The organism is Pantoea sp. FN0307, assembly GCF_050113815.1.
In the GTDB taxonomy this organism is placed as follows: Bacteria; Pseudomonadota; Gammaproteobacteria; order Enterobacterales; family Enterobacteriaceae; genus Mixta; species Mixta alhagi.
Window position 1 is genome coordinate 771834 of record NZ_JBNJSO010000001.1, and the last position, 18502, is coordinate 790335.

At 54.4% G+C, this 18502-nt stretch carries 15 protein-coding genes and 2 pseudogenes; 11 read left to right on the forward strand and 6 right to left on the reverse strand.

Features of this window, described 5'->3' with window-relative positions; translation table 11 throughout:
* Positions 1 to 151: 151 nt before the first annotated feature.
* The 8 genes from ACQE3Z_RS03535 to ACQE3Z_RS03570 all read left to right on the forward strand — a co-directional run bounded on the left by ACQE3Z_RS03535 (position 152) and on the right by ACQE3Z_RS03570 (position 7394).
* The gene (locus tag ACQE3Z_RS03535) at positions 152 to 1123 is read left to right on the forward strand and encodes an HNH endonuclease signature motif containing protein (protein ID WP_426972185.1); all 972 of its coding nucleotides are present in this window, start codon (positions 152 to 154) and stop codon (positions 1121 to 1123) included.
* A 147-nt stretch (positions 1124 to 1270) separates the two neighbouring features.
* Entirely contained in the window at positions 1271 to 1993 is a 723-nt protein-coding gene (locus ACQE3Z_RS03540; RefSeq protein WP_085071396.1) for an RNA polymerase sigma factor FliA, read from the forward strand.
* Positions 1994 to 2039: 46 nt separating this feature from the next.
* Positions 2040 to 2543, forward strand: a complete 504-nt coding sequence (gene fliZ, locus ACQE3Z_RS03545; RefSeq protein ID WP_085071397.1) for a flagella biosynthesis regulatory protein FliZ — start codon at positions 2040 to 2042, stop codon at positions 2541 to 2543.
* A 148-nt stretch (positions 2544 to 2691) separates the two neighbouring features.
* Entirely contained in the window at positions 2692 to 3678 is a 987-nt protein-coding gene (locus tag ACQE3Z_RS03550) for a D-cysteine desulfhydrase (RefSeq protein ID WP_426972187.1), read from the forward strand.
* A 197-nt stretch (positions 3679 to 3875) separates the two neighbouring features.
* Positions 3876 to 4676 (forward strand): cystine ABC transporter substrate-binding protein, encoded by an 801-nt coding sequence (gene tcyJ / locus ACQE3Z_RS03555; RefSeq protein WP_250650195.1) that lies wholly within the window; start codon positions 3876 to 3878, stop codon positions 4674 to 4676.
* Positions 4676 to 5344: a cystine ABC transporter permease gene (tcyL, locus tag ACQE3Z_RS03560; RefSeq protein WP_426972188.1), complete on the forward strand. Its 669-nt coding sequence runs from the start codon at positions 4676 to 4678 to the stop codon at positions 5342 to 5344. Before tcyJ ends, tcyL begins: the two co-directional genes overlap by 1 nt.
* Positions 5341 to 6093, forward strand: coding sequence for an L-cystine ABC transporter ATP-binding protein TcyN (gene tcyN, locus ACQE3Z_RS03565; protein WP_426972189.1), 753 nt, complete (start codon positions 5341 to 5343; stop codon positions 6091 to 6093). Before tcyL ends, tcyN begins: the two co-directional genes overlap by 4 nt.
* Positions 6094 to 6320: 227 nt before the next feature.
* Positions 6321 to 7394, forward strand: coding sequence for an acyltransferase family protein (locus ACQE3Z_RS03570; RefSeq protein WP_426972190.1), 1074 nt, complete (start codon positions 6321 to 6323; stop codon positions 7392 to 7394).
* Positions 7395 to 7514: 120 nt separating this feature from the next.
* On the opposite strand, the pseudogene ACQE3Z_RS03575 reads toward ACQE3Z_RS03570, so the two are convergent.
* Positions 7515 to 7754: pseudogene (locus tag ACQE3Z_RS03575) on the reverse strand (ISNCY family transposase); the annotation flags it as partial.
* A gap of 220 nt (positions 7755 to 7974) precedes the next feature.
* Positions 7975 to 11925 (reverse strand): trifunctional transcriptional regulator/proline dehydrogenase/L-glutamate gamma-semialdehyde dehydrogenase, encoded by a 3951-nt coding sequence (gene putA / locus ACQE3Z_RS03580; protein ID WP_426972192.1) that lies wholly within the window; start codon positions 11923 to 11925, stop codon positions 7975 to 7977.
* A 433-nt stretch (positions 11926 to 12358) separates the two neighbouring features.
* On the opposite strand from putA, the gene putP reads away from it, so the two are divergent.
* Entirely contained in the window at positions 12359 to 13843 is a 1485-nt protein-coding gene (gene putP, locus ACQE3Z_RS03585) for a sodium/proline symporter PutP (RefSeq protein WP_426972194.1), read from the forward strand.
* Between the two features lie 124 nt (positions 13844 to 13967).
* Here the strand turns inward: putP and ACQE3Z_RS03590 are convergent, their stop codons facing one another.
* On the reverse strand, positions 13968 to 15431 hold the full coding sequence (locus ACQE3Z_RS03590) for a PLP-dependent aminotransferase family protein (RefSeq protein WP_426972195.1): 1464 nt from the start codon (positions 15429 to 15431) through the stop codon (positions 13968 to 13970).
* A gap of 99 nt (positions 15432 to 15530) precedes the next feature.
* Between ACQE3Z_RS03590 and ACQE3Z_RS03595 the strand changes: the two genes are divergently transcribed.
* Entirely contained in the window at positions 15531 to 16247 is a 717-nt protein-coding gene (locus ACQE3Z_RS03595) for a GNAT family N-acetyltransferase (RefSeq protein WP_426972196.1), read from the forward strand.
* A gap of 62 nt (positions 16248 to 16309) precedes the next feature.
* On the opposite strand, the gene ACQE3Z_RS03600 is transcribed toward ACQE3Z_RS03595, so the two are convergent.
* From ACQE3Z_RS03600 to ACQE3Z_RS03610, 3 genes and pseudogenes are all read right to left on the reverse strand, one after another.
* Positions 16310 to 16936, reverse strand: coding sequence for a LysE family translocator (locus ACQE3Z_RS03600; RefSeq protein ID WP_426972197.1), 627 nt, complete (start codon positions 16934 to 16936; stop codon positions 16310 to 16312).
* A 233-nt stretch (positions 16937 to 17169) separates the two neighbouring features.
* Positions 17170 to 17592 (reverse strand): DUF2000 domain-containing protein, encoded by a 423-nt coding sequence (locus ACQE3Z_RS03605; protein ID WP_250650187.1) that lies wholly within the window; start codon positions 17590 to 17592, stop codon positions 17170 to 17172.
* Positions 17593 to 17618: 26 nt separating this feature from the next.
* Positions 17619 to 17813 (reverse strand): annotated as a pseudogene (locus tag ACQE3Z_RS03610) (Dabb family protein); the annotation flags it as partial.
* 162 nt (positions 17814 to 17975) lie between these two features.
* Between ACQE3Z_RS03610 and ACQE3Z_RS03615 the strand changes: the two are divergent.
* Entirely contained in the window at positions 17976 to 18455 is a 480-nt protein-coding gene (locus ACQE3Z_RS03615) for an Lrp/AsnC family transcriptional regulator (protein WP_085071410.1), read from the forward strand.
* The last annotated feature ends 47 nt before the right edge of the window (positions 18456 to 18502 follow it).

Here is an 18502-nt window from a genome sequence, read left to right on the forward strand (position 1 = left end):
ATAAGAGGGGAAAGCAGGGGCTTTATTGCGGATAACCTGCGGGCGGGAAAGATTTTAACTCTGCGTTACAGAAAAGTAACCCGCTGCCGATAATAACGGCAAAGCAGCGTCTCTTCGCTGATTAACCCGTGACTCTTTTTCGGGAGTGGTTATGCGCTTTAATTATGACTTGTTACCTGGGGAACAGCTGACCTTTGAAGAGATCAGCCAGCGCTACGGGCAAAAATATCCAACGGAAAAGGCACTGACCTTTCGTGGCTTATTAAGCCCATCCACCAGTCCGCGTCAGCTGGTTATTCGGGCGGTATTTGCCCATCAGGCCGAAAACAGTCCGCTGGAAGATCTGCTGTTTGTTTCTGATGATAACGATCGAAAAAATTATCTGCGCCGCTTTGAGCACTATATGCATCAGGGGCAATCCTTTCTGTATCTCAGGCGCAATGATGCCGCCGGGACGTTATGGAAAGTCATGGGGGAGAGCCGGGTCTATGCGATGCTCGATCCCAACGGGGCAACGGCGCAAAATCTGCTGGCCAGCCGCGGCTATCGGCTAACGCTGATGCGTCAGCAGGGCGATGACGACTATTGGCAGCTTTATGATCCCAAAGCGCAGCCTTGCTTTAATGAGGCGCGCACGCTGCAATTTATCGTGGTGCTGGAAACGCCGATGCTGCCTGCGCCTGCCGCGGTGATTGCCGGCCAGCAGGTCGGACGCCGCGTCAGAGTTAAAGTGCTGCAGCGCGCCAGCCAGGCGGAATTCAGCGCGGCGGTCAACGCGCGCTACGGCGGTTGCGTGATTACCGGCACTACGCTTTCAGAGAGCGCTTCTGCTCCATGGGTTGAGGCCTGTTATATAGACGCCAGCGAAAACAGCGAAGGTCTGCTGGCCGATAGCAGCGTTGATAACGGTCTGTTTTTACGCAGCGACCTGCGGCGTCTGTTTATCAGCGGACGATTATTTATCGATGGTGAACAGGGAACGGTGCATATTCGTCCGGCACTGCAAAGTGAAGATAACCTGCATGACATTTATCATGACATCGATGGCAAAGTCTGCGCGCTTTGGCAAGGTGTGCCGCCGGCAACCCGCGAACGGCTAAAGAAAACGGTACGCCTGTTTTAACAAAAGTGTGATCCCATCGGCATCGCACCGGTAGTGGTCACACACATTTTCTAAATAACCCGCCTTTTTTATCCCTATTCCCCCAATCGATCGCCCTACAGAATCGGATAATCATGCCGATAACGTAACTAACGCAGGGTAGTCAAAGTGAACGATCTCTATACCGCTGATGGCGTGATGGACAAACACTCGCTGTGGCAGCGATACGTACCGCTGGTGCGCCATGAGGCGCTACGTCTGCAGGTACGGCTGCCCGCAAGTGTTGAGCTGGATGATTTGCTGCAGGCTGGAGGTATCGGGCTGCTGAATGCCGTGGAGCGCTATGACGCGCTACAGGGTACCGCCTTTACCACCTATGCCGTACAACGCATACGTGGGGCCATGTTGGATGAGCTACGTAGCCGTGACTGGGCGCCGCGCAGCGTGAGACGCAACGCGCGCGAAGTCGCGTCTGCGATGCATCAGTGTGAACAGACACTGGGGCGTGCCGCATCCGAGCAGGAAGTTGCCAGGCAGTTAAATGTTTCGCTGGAAGAGTATCGACAGATTCTGCTGGATACCAACAACAGCCAGCTTTTTTCCTATGACGAATATCGCGAAGAGCATGGCGATAGTGCGGAACTGGTGACGGAAGGACATGAAGATGCCAATCCGCTTCACCAGCTGATGGAAGGGAATCTGCGTGAACGCGTCATTGAAGCGATCGAGGCATTGCCCGAGCGTGAAAAAATGGTGCTGACACTGTATTACCAGGAAGAGTTGAATCTGAAAGAGATTGGCGCGGTATTGGAGGTGGGAGAGTCCCGCGTCAGCCAGCTGCACAGTCAGGCGATCAAACGCCTGCGCGCCCGGTTAACGGGAGCGCGCTGACAGCGTCAGCTCTCGCTTTCGAGACATATAACCGGGGGTCTCCTCAATGGGAACCAAACTAAAAACGAGGCCATTAAGCCGTTATCTTAAAGACTTTAAACACAGCCAAAGTAATTGTTCACACTGCGGAAAAGTACTCGACAGGATGGCGTTAGTTTTTCGCGGTCAGATCATCAATAAAGAAGCCATATCCCGGATGGACCAGCCGATCGACGATCAGGTCTGGCTTAAATTACAAAACGAACTGACCGCTCTGTGCCGGTTTTGCAGCGATATTTACTGCAATACGCACCCCAATTATTTTGACATTATGGCGTTTAAACAATACCTGTTTGAACAGACGGAAATGAGCCACAGCACAATACGTGAGTATGTGGTTCGTCTGCGTCGTCTGGATGACATGCTGTCGGCGAAAAATTACCCGGCAGAAAAATTACGCGGCGGAAGCTGGCACGAATGTCTGGAAAAAGATTTACCGGATGCCGGAAACAATAACTACCGCATTGCCCTGCGAAAATATGACCAGTTTTTAGGATGGCAGCGTAATTAAGTGTTCGGCACGGATGGGTTTTCATCCGTGCCGCGCTGACTTTTTCAGCAGCCAGGCGCGTCTGCGCCTCATCACACGAACTGACCATAGATCCCCGACAGATCTTCTGCAACACTGTAGCCATTATTCTGTGTGCGTGGAGGCTGCTTTGTCCCTGTCTAATCTGATCCAATTCCCCCGTCTAGAACTGGTTGGCGCCCCAACGCCGCTGGAGCATTTGCCACGTCTTTCCGACTACCTTGGCCGCGATATTTTTATCAAGCGTGATGATATTACGCCGTTGGCGCTGGGTGGAAACAAGCTACGCAAGCTGGAGTTTCTGGCGGCGGATGCGTTGCGCGAAGGGGCCGATGTGTTGATTACCGCCGGGGCTATCCAGTCAAACCACGTACGCCAAACTGCCGCAGTGGCGGCAAAGCTGGGTCTGAAGTGTTTTGCCCTGCTGGAGAACCCGATCCAAACTCAGGCGGAAAACTATCTCAGCAACGGCAACCGCCTGCTACTTGATCTCATGGACTGCGAAGTAGAGCTGGTGGATACGCTGCATGCGCCCGCGCAACAGCTGGAGGAGCTGCGCATTCGTCTGGAAGCGCAGGGCTTTCGTCCTTATGTGGTGCCGGTTGGCGGTTCTAACGCGCTGGGCGCACTGGGTTATGTGGAGTGCGCGCAGGAGATCGCTCATCAAAGCGAAGATGTTGTGGATTTCGCTGCGGTGGTTGTGGCCTCCGGCAGTGCGGGCACGCATGCGGGTCTGGCGCTGGGATTAGAACATCTGCTGCCGGAAACGGAGCTGGTTGGCGTGACGGTGTCACGCAAAGTTGTCGATCAGCTGCCGCTGGTTACCGGCCTCCAGCAGCAGGTTGCCAGCCTGCTGGAGACGCACAGCAGCGCGGCAATCACGCTTTGGGATGACTATTTTGGTCCGCGCTACGGCATGCCCAGCGAAGAGGGCATGGAAGCAGTGAAGCTGTTGGCACGCCTGGAAGGCATCTTCCTTGATCCGGTCTATACCGGCAAAGCGATGGCAGGATTAATCGATGGTATCAGTCAGCAGCGCTTCCAGCGTGAAGGACCATTGCTGTTTGTGCATACCGGTGGCGCACCGGCATTATTTGCTTATCACCCTTTGGTCTGATGGCGAAAACGAAAATCCCTTACTGGTGTAACTGCATCGGGATCCAGGCGATTGCCGTGGCGATGCAGCTTGAATTATTTAGGGTATACAATCATTCTGTTTAATGATCTTTGCTTTTTCGTAACAAAGCCGAACTATTCGGCTTTGCTTTTTAACGAAAGCGTTTTACACACAATCCAACAATAAACGGGGTAAATATGATTTTTTCTCAGGTACGTCGTCAACTGGTTCTGGGCGTGATGGCCGTGGCGTTGGTCGCGGGTGTTAACGTAAAAACATTCGCGGCGGAAAACCTGCTCAACAAGGTTAAAGAGCGCGGCAGCCTGCTGGTGGGTCTGGAAGGCACCTATCCGCCGTTTAGCTTTCAGGATGAAAACGGCAAGTTGACCGGCTTCGAAGTGGAGTTTGCCGAAGCGCTGGCTGAGCATCTTGGCGTTAAGGCAAGCCTGAAGCCGACCAAATGGGATGGCATGCTGGCATCGCTGGATTCCAAACGCATCGATGTGGTGATTAACCAGGTCACGATTTCCGACGAACGTAAGAAAAAATATGATTTCTCCACGCCTTATACCGTCTCCGGCATTCAGGCGCTGACCCGTAAAGATAAAGAAGGCACCATTAAAAGCCCGCAGGATCTGGCGAACAAAAAAGTTGGCGTCGGCCTTGGCACCAACTATGAGCAGTGGCTGCGTGAGAATGTGAAAAATGTTGATATTCGCACCTACGATGATGACCCGACTAAATATCAGGATCTGCGCTCTGGTCGTGTGGATGCCATTCTGGTTGACCGCCTGGCCGCGCTCGACCTGGTGAAGAAAACCGGTAATACCATGGCGGTAGCAGGTCCTGCATTCTCACGTCAGGAAGCGGGTGTGGCGCTGCGTAAAGGCAATGAAGATATGCTGAACGCTATTAACCAGGCGATTGCCACCATGCAGACAGACGGCACGCTGAATAAGATTTCACAAAAATGGTTCGGCGCGGACGTTACTAAATAATGCAAGAGAGTATCCAACTGGTGCTGGATTCAGCACCTTTTTTATTAAAGGGCGCGCTGTTCACGCTGCAGCTCAGCATTGGCGGCATGTTTTTTGGCCTGGTGCTGGGTTTTATCCTGGCGCTGATGCGGCTCTCATCCTTCTGGCCAATCAACTGGCTGGCGCGCATTTATGTTTCCATTTTTCGCGGCACCCCGCTGATTGCTCAGCTGTTTATGATCTATTACGGTCTGCCGCAGTTTGGCATCGAGCTTGATCCTATCCCGTCGGCGATGATTGGCCTGTCGTTAAATACCGCAGCCTACGCCTCTGAGTCGCTGCGTGGCGCGATTGCCGCCATTGAGCGCGGTCAGTGGGAAGCGGCGGCCAGTATCGGCATGACGCGCTGGCAAACACTGCGTCGCGTGGTGCTGCCGCAGGCGGCACGTACCGCGTTACCGCCGTTGGGCAACAGCTTTATCAGCCTGGTGAAAGATACCTCGCTGGCTGCCACCATTCAGGTGCCGGAGCTGTTCCGCCAGGCGCAGCTGATCACTTCACGCACGCTGGAGGTTTTCACCATGTATCTGGCGGCATCGCTGATCTACTGGGTGATGGCGACCGTGCTGTCGGCGCTGCAAAACCGCCTGGAAGATTATGTTAACCGTCAGGATCGGGAGGCCAAATGAGCGCCATTGAAGTCAGCAAACTGGTAAAACGGTTTAACGGTCAGACGGTGCTGCATGGTATCGATCTTGAGGTCGCTTCCGGTGAAGTCGTGGCAATCATCGGCCCCAGCGGCTCGGGAAAAACCACGCTGTTGCGCAGCATTAATCTGCTGGAGATACCCGACGGCGGCGCCATTAAAGTGGGCGATATTGAAATCAATGCCGCTCTGCCTGTCAGTAAACAGAAAGAGCGCGTACGCCAGCTGCGCCAGCAGGTGGGCTTTGTATTCCAGAGCTTTAACCTGTTTCCGCATCGCTCGGTACTGGAAAATATTATTGAAGGTCCGGTCATCGTTAAGGGTGAACCCAAAGCCGAGGCGATAGCGCGCGCCCGGGCGCTGCTGGAGAAGGTAGGGCTGCACGGTAAAGAGGAAAGTTATCCGCGCCGCCTTTCTGGCGGACAGCAGCAGCGCGTAGCCATTGCCCGTGCGCTGGCGATGCGTCCTGAAGTGATCCTGTTTGATGAGCCTACTTCGGCGCTGGATCCTGAACTGGTCGGCGAGGTGCTCAGTACCATTCGTTCGCTGGCGGAAGAGAAACGCACTATGGTAATTGTTACGCATGAGATGAGCTTTGCGCGTGACGTAGCCGATCGCGCTATTTTTATGGATCAGGGACGCATTGTGGAGCAGGGGCCGGCAAAAGAGCTGTTTGCGCATCCTCAACAGGCGCGTACGCGTCAGTTCCTGGAGAAATTCCTTAGCCAATAACTGGCCTTACCGACGCCAGGTTACTCCTAAATCTATTTATCCAACGGGCAGCCACATTCGCGGGCTGCCCGTTTTTTTATTGTTTCAATGACCCTCTGATTACTTTGCGTCAGGGCCGATTATTCTTTTTAAGATAAAAGCTACAGCGATTTCATTCACGTCCCGTTAATAATGCAGGCTGGCTATTCTGCCTTTTTACTTCCGTCAACTTAGCGGGAATCACAGCAATGAACGATAAAAAAAGTCAGGAAATTCAATGGATCAATACCCTAAAAGGCGGCTGCATTCTACTGGTGGTGCTCTATCATGTGGTGTTACCTGGATTTGAAGGCACGCTGAAACATCTCACGGCAGGCGGCCTACCGGCCCACCTGTGGGTGGCGTTTAATACCGTTCTGTCGCCGTTGCGTATGCCAGCTTTCTTTTTTGTATCCGGCATGCTGGCCGCGCGGGCAATTAATGACAAACCGTGGAAAAAAGTATTTACCAGTCGCGTAACTAATCTTTTTTATCTTTATATTCTTTGGGGTGTTATTCAGTGGCTTTCTATTTACGGTATCTCTTCAGAGATCACTCATCATCGTATTTCCAGTAATATTAATTCCTCGTATGCTGAATCACCGCAGGAATTTATATCACTGATGCTGCTGGCAATGAGCAGTTCCTGGTATCTCTATGCGCTGGGATTGTTCTTTCTGTTTGCGAAACTGTTCCGCAAACAGCGCCTGCCACTGGTTATTGTCGCGGTGCTGTTGAATTATCTGGCAGTGGAAAAAATCATCCCTGGATGGGGACCGGAAAGCCTCTCACAATATTTTATCTATTTCATTATGGGTTCATTCTGGAGCGCGCAGGTTATCCATCTTAGCGAATGGCACAAAAATAACCTGCTGCCGTGGCTGGGATTAGCGTTACTGTCCGTGGGGCATCTACTGCTGGGCCTACAGAAAAATCTGTTCCTGTGCACGTTAGCTATCCTGTTCTGCATCGCGCTCTGCCGCACCCTGAACAACCACTTCCGCATGACGTGGATGAACTGGGTCGGTAAAAATACGCTGCAAATTTATGTGTTGCACCGCATCTTTATTGAATATTTCGGTATGACGGCCATCCTGTTCGCGCTGGATCATCACCTGTTTGATTCCGCGCTGTTCTCGATACTCTGGGCGGTCGGCTTTCCGGTTGGCATGGTGGCGCTCTGTTCACTGTGTTCGATAGCGGTATGGAAGCTATTGAATAAAGGCCTGGGAAAATCGCTGTTTATCTATCCGCGTCTGCTGCGCATGAAGTTTGATGTCTAAACCAGGGCCGCGTAATCCATAACCAGGGCATCAGGTTTTGACGAAGGGTGAGAAGTTTGTTAACGCGTTTGTTTGACCGCATCGGGTTAACAGTAGCCTCTTTTAAACAGAAGCTGCGTATCAGTGATGGATCTGTGCCAGCTCGTGTTCAGAAAGGCCGGTCTTCATCACGATGGAGCGGTCAATGCCACGCTGTTCACCAGGTCTGATACTTTGTTCAAGGCCTTTCTGTTCTAGCTGCTGTGCGATGGTCATCAGTGCATCCTCGTGTTGTGGCACCCTTTGTGCCAGTTTGCGTACAAAGGCCTCTGCGTCTGGCTGTTCGCCTGCCTGCACAATGTGGTTTATAAATGAAAACAAAAGCTTATAAAATATCTGGCGGTATCGGGATGCGTAAGAAACTGTTTGAATGCCGCATCGTGAGGCGTTGGGGGCTGTTTTTCTCTGGTTTGTTCTTGCCTGTCAGTCATGGCGTACTCGTGGCCTTGTGGTATCCACCTTCGATAAGGTAATGATTGTCCAGGCACCAGGGTAAAAAAAAGCCGCCCTGTATTAAGGCGGCTTGTGGTAACCGGTGGCGTTAGCCAATCGTCATCAGGCTGGCATTTCCTCCCGCCGCAGCGGTATTGACGCTCAGCGAGCGTTCAATTAACAGACGCTCCAGCAGCAGATTGGTTTCGCCACGGGCAAAGCCCTGCACTGAAACGATCGCGCCGCCGCGTGCGGCAATCTTCTCGCACAGCAAACGCAGCTGATCGGCGTCGCCGTGATAGATCACCGCATCATAGTGCTGTTCCTGAGCCAGCGGATCCTGGGCAAAATCGATACGTGCGCGTACTTTCTCCGGCAGCGACTGTGCCAGCTTACGATGCAGCTCATCATCCTGCCACAAAGCGCGACTGCCGACGCTGGTCACCGCCGCCAGCTGTACCAGCGCATCCTGCTCGTTATCCGCCAGACAGAGCACGCGCTCGCGCGGCAGCAGAATATAGGTATTGCGCTCGCCGGTTGGGCCCGGCAGCAAGCGTACCGTGCCGCCCTGCGCCAGTTTTTCATAGCGGGCGCAGACTTCCGCCAGCTGCGGCTGCGCGTTGGCCCAGTCGCTCAGCGCCTTGTGCGCTTCGATAAGGGCAGGGCGCAGCGTCGCATCAAGCGTCTGTTCGGCATCGTGACGATCGAGCGTGACCTGCAGCGCGTTATCCGGACGATGCGATAACAGACGATAGAGGTAAAGCGGGCCACCCGCTTTCGGACCGGTACCTGATAAGCCTTCGCCGCCGAACGGCTGTACGCCAACCACTGCGCCAACCATATTACGGTTAACGTACAGGTTGCCAACTTTCGCACGCTGGGTTACCTGACCGATAGTTTCATCAATACGGGTATGCACGCCCAGCGTTAAGCCATAACCCGATGCATTGATCTGTTCAATCAGCTGCGGTAGTGAACTACGCGTATAACGCACCACATGCAGTACCGGGCCAAAGATCTCTTTATCCAGTTCATCAATACTGTTCAGTTCAATCAGCGTCGGCTTAATAAAGGTGCCCTGCGTCCACTCTTTACTGTCCTGCTGATGCTCCTGTACCGCCTGGAACACCGTCAGCCCTTTGGCGCGCATCGCCTGAATATGACGCTCAATATTCTCTTTCGCCTCGGCATCAATTACCGGACCAATATCAGTGGAAAGACGCTCCGGATTGCCCATACGGCACTCCGCCATCGCACCGCGCAACATCTTCAACGTATGCTCGGCAGCGTCCTCCTGAATACAGAGCAGACGCAGCGCCGAACAGCGCTGGCCCGCACTGTCATAGGCAGAGGAAACGATATCCAGCACCACCTGCTCTGTCAGCGCGGAGGAGTCAACGATCATCGCATTCATTCCGCCGGTTTCGGCAATCAGCGGCGTTGGGCGGCCCTGCGGATCGAGGCGTCCGGCCAGGTTACGCTGTAACAAACTCGCTACGGCAGTCGAGCCGGTAAACATAACGCCACGCACCCGATCGTCGCCGGTCAACTGGGCACCTACAGTCTCGCCGAGGCCAGGCAGCAGCTGAATGACGCCAGCCGGCACGCCCGCTTCAAGTAGAATGCGTACCGCCTGAGCGGCAATCAGCGGCGTTTGCTCTGCGGGTTTCGCCAGCACGCTGTTGCCCGCCGCCAGGGCGGCAGCAATCTGCCCGGTAAAGATCGCCAGCGGGAAGTTCCACGGGCTGATACAGACCACCGGCCCTAATGGACGATGGGTTTCATTATCAAAGTCACTGCTTACCAGGCCGGCGTAGTAATAGAGGAAATCGACCGCTTCGCGCACTTCAGCAATGGCGTTATTGAACGTTTTACCCGCTTCGCGCACCAGGATGCCGATAAGCGTCTGCATCTGACCTTCCATCAGTTCAGCGGCGCGTTCCAGAATAGCGGCGCGTTCCTGCGCTGGAGTGGCAAACCAGATTGGACCGGCATTTACCGACGCTTCCAGTGCCTGTGCTACTTCCTGCTCGCTGGCTTCACGCACTTCGCCCACCAGGTCGGAGGGATCGGCCGGGTTTAGCACCGGGCGGTATTCCCCCTGGCCGAGCTCGCCTTCAATCATCGGTTCGGCGCGCCATAAATGCGCGGCGCTGCTTAACAGGGCGCTGGAGAGGGACGCCAGGCGGTGTTCGTTAGCTAAATCCAGTCCGGCGGAGTTGGGGCGTTTATTACCGTACAGATCGCGTGGCAGCGGAATTTTCGGATGCGGCAAACCAATGGCGCCTTCCGTTGCGGCCAGCCGCTCAACTTGCTGAACCGGATCGGCCACCAGCTCATCCAGCGGCAGGGTTTTATCCGCGATACGGTTAACAAACGAGGTGTTAGCGCCATTTTCCAGCAGACGACGCACCAGGTAAGCCAGCAGGGTTTCATGGGTGCCGACCGGCGCATAGATACGGCACGGGCGGTTCAGCTTGCCATCAGCGGTTTTGCCGACCACCTGCTCATACAGCGGCTCGCCCATGCCGTGCAGGCACTGGAACTCATACTGACCGGGATAATAGTTATTGCCCGCCAGATGATAGATCGCCGCCAGACTGTGGGCGTTATGGGTGGCGAACTGCGGATAAATCAGGTTAGGCACAGCCAGCAGCTTGCGGGCGCAGGCCAGGTAAGAGATATCGGTGTAGACCTTGCGGGTATAGACCGGATAGCCTTCCAGCCCTTCGACCTGCGCGCGTTTGATTTCGCTGTCCCAGTAAGCGCCTTTTACCAGACGAATCATCAGACGACGACGGCTGCGCTGCGCCAGATCGATCAGCGCGTCAATCACAAACGGACAACGCTTCTGATAAGCCTGAATAACGAAGCCGATACCGTTCCAGCCTTCCAGTTCCGGCTCGAAGCAGAGTTTTTCCAGCAGATCGAGCGACAGCTCCAGACGATCCGCCTCTTCGGCATCGATATTAATCCCGATATCGTAAGAGCGCGCCAGCAGCGTCAGCGATTTAAGAATAGGGTAGAGCTCTTCCATAACGCGCGAGTATTGCGCGCGGCTGTAGCGTGGATGCAGCGCAGAAAGCTTGATCGAGATCCCCGGGCCTTCGTAAATACCACGCCCGTTAGAGGCTTTGCCAATGGCATGGATCGCCTGCTGATAAGAGAGCAGATACGCTTTCGCATCGCTGGCGGTCAGCGCCGCTTCGCCCAGCATATCGTAAGAGTAGCGGAAGCCTTTTTCTTCCAGTTTACGGGCATTGGCCAGCGCTTCTGCGATGGTTTCGCCGGTAACAAACTGCTCGCCCATCAAACGCATCGCCATATCCACGCCTTTGCGGATCAGCGGCTCGCCGCTTTTACCGATAATACGGTTAAGGGAGCGCGACAGGTTGGCTTCGTTATGCGTTGCGACCAGACGGCCGGTAAACAGTAGACCCCATGTGGCGGCATTCACAAACAGCGAAGGACTGCGGCCCAGATGCGCCTGCCAGTTGCCGTTGCTGATTTTATCGCGGATCAGCGCATCGCGCGTCGGTTTATCAGGGATGCGCAGCAGCGCTTCCGCCAGACACATCAGCGCCACGCCTTCCTGAGAGGATAACGAAAACTCCTGTAGCAGGCTTTGCACCATTCCGGCGCGTCCGGTTGCCCCTTTTTGGTGCCTCAGCTTATCCGCCAGCGACCAGGCAAGCTGATGGGCTTTTTCTGCCAGCGGGGCAGGTAAACGCGCCTGCTCCAGCATCATTGAGACGGCTTCAGGTTCCGGGCGACGCCAGGCAGACGTAATGGCTGCACGGGTAACCGTTTGCGGCAGGATCTGTTCCGCGAAATCAAGAAACGGCTGATGTGGCTCTTCCAGCAATGCCTCTTCTGATTCATTGGCTGCTGCCTGCAGCGGATATTCAGCGGGCTGCGTACCCTGCTCCAGCTGCTCAAGATAGTTAAAAATCGCTTGTTTGATCAGCCAGTGCGGGGTGCGATCGATATGTTGTGCAGCCTGTTTGATTCTTTCGCGGGTGGCTTCATCCAGTTTGACACCCATGGTCGTCGTTGCCATGCCTTTAACGCTCCTCAAAACCTTATATCACCGTTGTATGGCGCAATATCACCTATGTTGCAACTTTGTGCAACCGTGTTAATTGTGAGCCTGTTAACACTCCGCGCAAATGCCAAATTGTTAAATCTGCGAAAGCGGCATAGATATTGCTGCAAATTCCTCGCCACTTTTGCGAAAGCCCGAATTTTCTGAGATTGGCGCGGTTGCGACCAGGGTGTTACTGACTGAAACGTGACCTGGTGCAACCTTCTGAAATTCTGATAACGAGAGGGAGTGAATTCAGTGTAACAGCTGTGTTAAATGTTGTGCGTTATAAACCTTTCCGGCAGGATAGCGCGCCAAAGATAAGTTTTTAATAAAAACCGCTGCGTTCCGGCGGTGAACACAGGGCAAACAACCCTCTGCTTAATACCGATAATAAATGGAGAACCTGATGACATTAAGCACACCGATGTTGGTGACATTCATCATCTATATTCTTGGCATGGTGTTGATTGGCTTTATAGCCTGGCGCTCAACCAAAAATTTCGATGACTACATTCTTGGGGGGCGTAGTCTGGGCAGCCTGGTTACCGCACTTTCAGCGGGCGCATCGGATATGAGTGGCTGGCTGCTGATGGGGTTGCCCGGCGCTATCTTTCTGTCAGGAATTTCAGAAAGCTGGATTGCCATCGGGCTAATTATCGGTGCCTGGCTGAACTGGAAAATCGTAGCTGGTCGCCTGCGCGTACAAACTGAACATCACAATAACGCCCTGACGCTGCCTGATTTCTTTACCAGCCGCTTCGAGGATCGCAGCAAGCTGCTGCGGATTATCTCCGCCATCGTTATTCTGGTTTTCTTCACCATCTACTGTGCATCCGGCATTGTGGCCGGGGCGCGCCTGTTTGAAAGCACCTTTGGTATGAGCTACGAAACAGCGCTGTGGGCCGGAGCGGCCGCCACTATTCTTTATACCTTTGTGGGTGGTTTCCTCGCGGTAAGCTGGACCGATACCGTCCAGGCCAGTTTGATGTTTTTCGCCCTGCTGTTAACGCCGATTATGGTGATTATCTCCGTGGGCGGCTTTGAGGATTCCCTGCGGGTGATTGAAGCGAAAAGCCTGGAAAACATCGATATGCTGAAAGGGCTGAATTTTGTTGCGGTAATTTCGCTGCTGGGCTGGGGCCTGGGCTATTTTGGTCAGCCGCATATTCTGGCGCGCTTCATGGCGGCCGACTCGCATCGCTCGATCCGTACCGCACGACGTATCGGTATGGCGTGGATGATCCTCTGTCTGGGCGGCGCGGTTGCGGTGGGCTTCTTTGGCATCGCCTGGTTCCAGAACCATCCGGAAGAGGCGGCTGGCGTAAGTGAAAACGGCGAGCGCGTCTTTATCGAGCTGGCGCGTCTGCTGTTTAACCCGTGGATCGCTGGCATTCTGCTTTCGGCTATCCTGGCGGCGGTTATGTCTACCCTAAGCTGCCAGCTGCTGGTCTGCTCCAGCGCGCTAACGGAAGATCTTTATAAAGGTCTGCTGCGTCAAAACGCCAGTCAGAAAGAGCTGGTCTGGTTTGGCCGTATGATGGTACTGGTGGTGGCTCTGATTGCTATTGCGCTGGCCTCTAATCCTGAGAACCGTGTTCTGGGGCTGGTGAGTTATGCCTGGGCCGGTTTCGGCGCCGCGTTTGGTCCGGTAGTACTGTTCTCGGTCTGCTGGAAACGCACCACGCGCAACGGCGCGCTGGTGGGCATGGTAATTGGCGCGCTGACGGTGCTGGTATGGAAACATTATGGCTGGCTGGGTCTGTACGAAATCATCCCTGGCTTCCTGTTTGCTAGCATCGCGATCTACGTTGTGAGCCTGATGGGGCGTGCGCCCTCTGCTGAAGCGCAGGCGCGCTTCGATGCGGCCGACGCAGAATATAAAACGCATTAATTTTCCCGGGCCGACAGGCCCGATGACCTTACAGGAATATTTCCTCTGATCGCGGCCTGCCTGCTTATGGCAGGCCGCACTGTTTCTGCTACATTCCCCCCTTTTGCTCAGCGCAGGGTAGAGGCTACTTTCCGCTCGCCTGATGGCGCAGACGTGTCATCAATTGCTGTAACCGCTCTATCGCCGGAACAAACTGCGAGGCGGAGGTATTGCCGTAGCCCAGCACCAGCCCGTATCGGGCAGGGTTCTTATCAAGATAAAACTGACTTAACGGGGCGGGCGCCAGCTGATACTGACGCGCCTGTTGGGCCAGCCTGACATCATCAATAGCATTAAGCGTGATGGTAAGATGCAGGCCGCCGTTTCCGCCAGTAATGGTGAACGGCTCGGTTAGATGATTCGCCAGCGCTGCGCGTAGCTGTTGCTGTCGTTTGCGATAGAGACGGCGCATCGCCGCAAGATGACGCGCATAGTGTCCTTCTTCGATGAATCGCGCCAGCGCGCGCTGTTCCGCCCGATGCCCGCCGCGCAGCAGCGCGCCTACCACTGGCCGCGCCGCCACCGCCAGAGCGGGCGGCAACACGATAAATCCGGTGCGCAGTGCCGGAAACAGGGTTTTGCTAAATGTACCAAGATAGATTACCGGCGCATCAGGCTGCATGCCTGCCATGGCCGGTATGGGCGCGTTGTCGTAGCGAAACTCACTGTCATAATCATCTTCAACAATCCAGGCGTGATGTTGCCGGGCAAACGTCAGCAGCGCCAGGCGGCGGGCGGCGCTGAGCACTGCTCCGGTGGGATACTGATTCGATGGCGAAGTAAAAATTATTCGGGGCGGTAAGGCAGTGAAATTAGCAAAGCATAGCCCTTCATTATCTACAGGGATCGCTTCAGGGACCAGTCCTGCCGCAGTAAACGCGCTTTTCACCCCCAGATAACCGGGATCTTCAATCCAGGCGCTTTCGCCCGGCTGCGTCAGCAAACGTGCGCACAGGCTTAGCCCCTCCAGCGCGCCTTCAGTAATGATAATCTGCGAAGCGTCGCAGTGAATGCCGCGCGCCAGCGCCAGATGTCGTGCAATTGCCACCCGCAGCGACCATTCGCCTGCTGCATCGCCATAGCCCAACAGCGTGCAACTTTCTTCATGCAGAACGCGAGTGAGTAAACGACGCCAGAGCGGCATTGGAAAGTAGTTGAGAGCGGGCGTACCGGGCGTAAAAAGCAAAGGCGGCGAATCGCGCTGGCTGCCAGACGGAAGCTGCATCAGATGCGCTGGCAAGGAAACGCTGTTGGTATTCACCGAAAAAGTATTTTGCGCCGCCAGCGTCGCAACCTGCGAACCCTTGCGGTCGCGTAGCAGATAGCCCTCCAGCGCCAGCTGTTCCAGCGTGCCGTTAACCGTATTGCGCGATAGCGTTAGTCGTTGCGCGATGGTACGCGATCCTGGCAGGCGGCTTCGGGCCTGTAGCTTTCCTGCAAGGATGGCATCACGTAAAGCCTGGTACAGCGCACGCTGGCGGGTTACGCCGCCTCGCTGTGCCAGCGCATTTTCAAGCAGCGTATAAAAAGCGTCGTCGGGAATATTCATCACATCTCCTGGTGGTACCATAAAAACGTACCACTGTGGCGCTTTTTAAGGAACCAGTACCTTTATATGCTCTGCCTCTCTAACAGCTAAGGAGGCATAATGCATCACTATAATGAATTTGGTCAGCCAGTTGGCGAGCCGTTATCTGACTGGCAGCCGCACCCACATCCGCAACGCACGCAGCTTGAGGGCCGCCTCTGCCGCCTGGAACCGCTAAACATGACCCATGCGCAGGCATTGTACGCCGCGTTTCAGCAGGCACCCGATGCCCGCGACTGGACATGGCTGCTGCGGGAGCCTGACAACAGCAACGCCAGTTTTGCCGCCTGGGTAAAGAGCGTGGAAAATCTCAACGATCCGCTTCACTTTGCGGTAATCGATAAACAGAACATGATGCCTGTCGGGTCACTGGCGCTGATGCGTATCGATCCTGTGAATGGCGTGACGGAAGTGGGGCACGTACATTTTTCACCGCTGTTAACCCGCACGGCAATGGGAACCGAGGCACAGTGGCTGCTGATGCGTTATGCCTTCGAGACGCTGGGCTATCGCCGCTATGAATGGAAATGCAACAGTCTGAATGAAGCTTCTCGTCGTGCTGCGTTACGGTTGGGTTTTCAGTATGAAGGGCGTTTTCGCCAGGCGCTGGTGACAAAAGGCCGTAACCGCGACACCGACTGGTTTTCTGTTATCGATAAAGAGTGGCCGGAAGTGGATATGGCGCTACGCAGCTGGCTTGCGCCGGAGAACTTTGATGCCGCAGGCCGTCAGCGGTGCTCGTTGCAAAGCCTGCGAGCGCAATCCGCTACGCGGTAGCTGAGCGTGTTGACACCCCCAGGGAAGTCCTCGCCCCCGGGGTCGTGGATAACTGAATACAGCTACAGCGTTTTTGCCACCATGCCGATGGCCGCCAGCAACATAATCGCGCCCGCAGAGCGGAACAGCAGGCGCTGCGCTTCAGCGCTGGTAAGGAAATGGCGTATCTTAAGCGCCGCGAGGATAAATACGGCACCGACAGCCAACAGCACGAAAATGGTCAGCGGCACCAGCATCATGCCCCAGATCTGCAACGAGACGTTGTCCAGCGAAATCACCAGCGGCAGGATCGCCAGATAAAAGGCGATAGTCTTCGGGTTGCCCAGCGTAATGGTCAGCCCGGAGAACCAGGCGGAGGCCAGCTGTTTGCGCGTCGCCCGCTGATCGATATTCACCGCCTGCGGCTGATAGCGCCAGAACTGCCAGGCGAGACAGCATAAATAGAACGAGGCCGCCCAGTTAATCAGGGTAAACAGCGAAGTGTAGTTATGGGCGATAACCGCCAGACCAAACACCGCCACAGAGAGGTAAATCAGGTCGCCCAGAATCAAACCGGTCAACATGGTGAAGCCCGTCACGGCACCGCCGCTAACGCTGCGGGCGACCAGGGCGGTCATCCCCGGACCTGGTATAGCCGCAGCTAATCCAAGCGCGGCGATATAAGAGAGGATTTGTGCGGTTCCCAGCATAGTGATTCCTGTTCAATAAAAGAAAGATTGCGCCAGCAGGGCTTAAGGTCCAGATGTTCACGACACCGGTTGGCAAACACGGTAGCGCCTTCTCCCTGCGCTCCCCAAACGGTGAGAGAGCGGAACGGCCATGTCACCATCATCATGTGGGCATGCCTGTACGCTGCTGCACAAAATAGCCAGCCTCTGCGATTAAGCTGCCTGTTTGATGGCGTTCGGCATGTTATGACTTGTTATTTATAGAGCGGCAGGTTGCCTGTGATTTTGGTGATTTTCTTTTTCGGGCCGATAAGCCCAATGGCGACCAGTTCGATATTACTGCTGTTGACTGAAGAAATGCGTTCGCCATATTCATCATAGGTTTTACAGGACTGAGCCAGAGCGCTGAATGGCATAACATAGATCTCTTCATCATTTTCAGCCGTGTTTTGCAGTTCATGGATAACCTCGCCTGGCGCCAGCAGTACCGGGAGCGGCGCGTAAATCACGCCCGGGTAATTGATGTTGTCCAGACTTTGCCTGTCCGGGCCTACCAGGTTTTCAACGGTGCGGCCAAAGCTAATGCCGATCACGCTCGCGGCGTTGATGGCAAGACCGGCGGGCAAATCTTTATCGATGATAATCGTGCAACGATGTTGGCTGGCATCAAATTTCATATTCGATTCCTGGTTTTTCAGCAAGCACGGCCTTCAAACATGCCGATAACCACAAAATCAGCCGCGATATGACGGCGGGTGATGTTGCGACCACAGGCCCATCCTTTAATTTCATCAATGTAATTAGGGTGCACACGCGTCGTTCTTTCCGCATCGATAGCTTCAATGGATGCCCAGCTCCATGGGGTTTTAAACGTAAACAAGACGATATGCATTAACATACGAGTCGGTTCCTTTCGGCATTCACTTCAATTAATCATTAAAGTTGCGAATGTATTATGCCGTAGCCGGAAGGGAAATTGTTACCTATATCGCTTGCTTCTTTGCTTGTGTCAGGAAAAAATCATCTTTTATCACGGTGAAAACGAAAGGAACTTTCTTTTATGGCGCTTAGCCCGACAGAAATGAAAATCCTGAAGCTGTTACAGGATGATGCGCGTGTCACAAACCAGGTACTGGCCGAAAAAATCGGCATGTCCGCTTCGCCATGCTGGCGCAAAGTACGCAAGCTGGAAGAGGATGAAGTGATTCAGGGCTACCGCGCAGTCCTGAATCGCAAAAAAATAGGCCTGGGCGTTATGGTGTTTGTGCGAGTAGCGATCGACAGCCACAGCGAAGCGGAAGCAAGGAAGTTTGAAGAGGAAGTGACCGCGCTGGAAGATGTGGTGGCCTGCTACAGCATTGGCGGCGATGCTGATTTTTTACTGCAGGTAGTGGCTTCGGATCTGGATTCCTATGCCGATTTCGCCATGTCGGTAGTGCGGCGTCTTCCCGGAATTAAAGAGATGCAAAGTATGTTTGTGCTGAAAGAGATTAAACCGCTGGTGACTTTGCCGATTAAAAAGATCGGGGAGGGGAGCTGAAGTAGTCCTACTTGCCGCTGAAGCAGCCCTGACGCAGAAAAACGTCG

Coding starts and splice junctions, on each gene's coding strand:
- putP (WP_426972194.1), top strand. CDS start 12,359: ATGACATTAAGCACACCGATGTTGGTGACATTCATCATCTATATTCTT.
- tcyN (WP_426972189.1), top strand. CDS start 5,341: ATGAGCGCCATTGAAGTCAGCAAACTGGTAAAACGGTTTAACGGTCAG.
- fliZ (WP_085071397.1), top strand. CDS start 2,040: ATGGGAACCAAACTAAAAACGAGGCCATTAAGCCGTTATCTTAAAGAC.
- tcyL (WP_426972188.1), top strand. CDS start 4,676: ATGCAAGAGAGTATCCAACTGGTGCTGGATTCAGCACCTTTTTTATTA.
- ACQE3Z_RS03615 (WP_085071410.1), top strand. CDS start 17,976: ATGGCGCTTAGCCCGACAGAAATGAAAATCCTGAAGCTGTTACAGGAT.
- ACQE3Z_RS03605 (WP_250650187.1), bottom strand. CDS start 17,592: ATGAAATTTGATGCCAGCCAACATCGTTGCACGATTATCATCGATAAA.
- putA (WP_426972192.1), bottom strand. CDS start 11,925: ATGGCAACGACGACCATGGGTGTCAAACTGGATGAAGCCACCCGCGAA.
- tcyJ (WP_250650195.1), top strand. CDS start 3,876: ATGATTTTTTCTCAGGTACGTCGTCAACTGGTTCTGGGCGTGATGGCC.
- ACQE3Z_RS03600 (WP_426972197.1), bottom strand. CDS start 16,936: ATGCTGGGAACCGCACAAATCCTCTCTTATATCGCCGCGCTTGGATTA.
- ACQE3Z_RS03535 (WP_426972185.1), top strand. CDS start 152: ATGCGCTTTAATTATGACTTGTTACCTGGGGAACAGCTGACCTTTGAA.
- ACQE3Z_RS03595 (WP_426972196.1), top strand. CDS start 15,531: ATGCATCACTATAATGAATTTGGTCAGCCAGTTGGCGAGCCGTTATCT.
- ACQE3Z_RS03570 (WP_426972190.1), top strand. CDS start 6,321: ATGAACGATAAAAAAAGTCAGGAAATTCAATGGATCAATACCCTAAAA.
- ACQE3Z_RS03590 (WP_426972195.1), bottom strand. CDS start 15,431: ATGAATATTCCCGACGACGCTTTTTATACGCTGCTTGAAAATGCGCTG.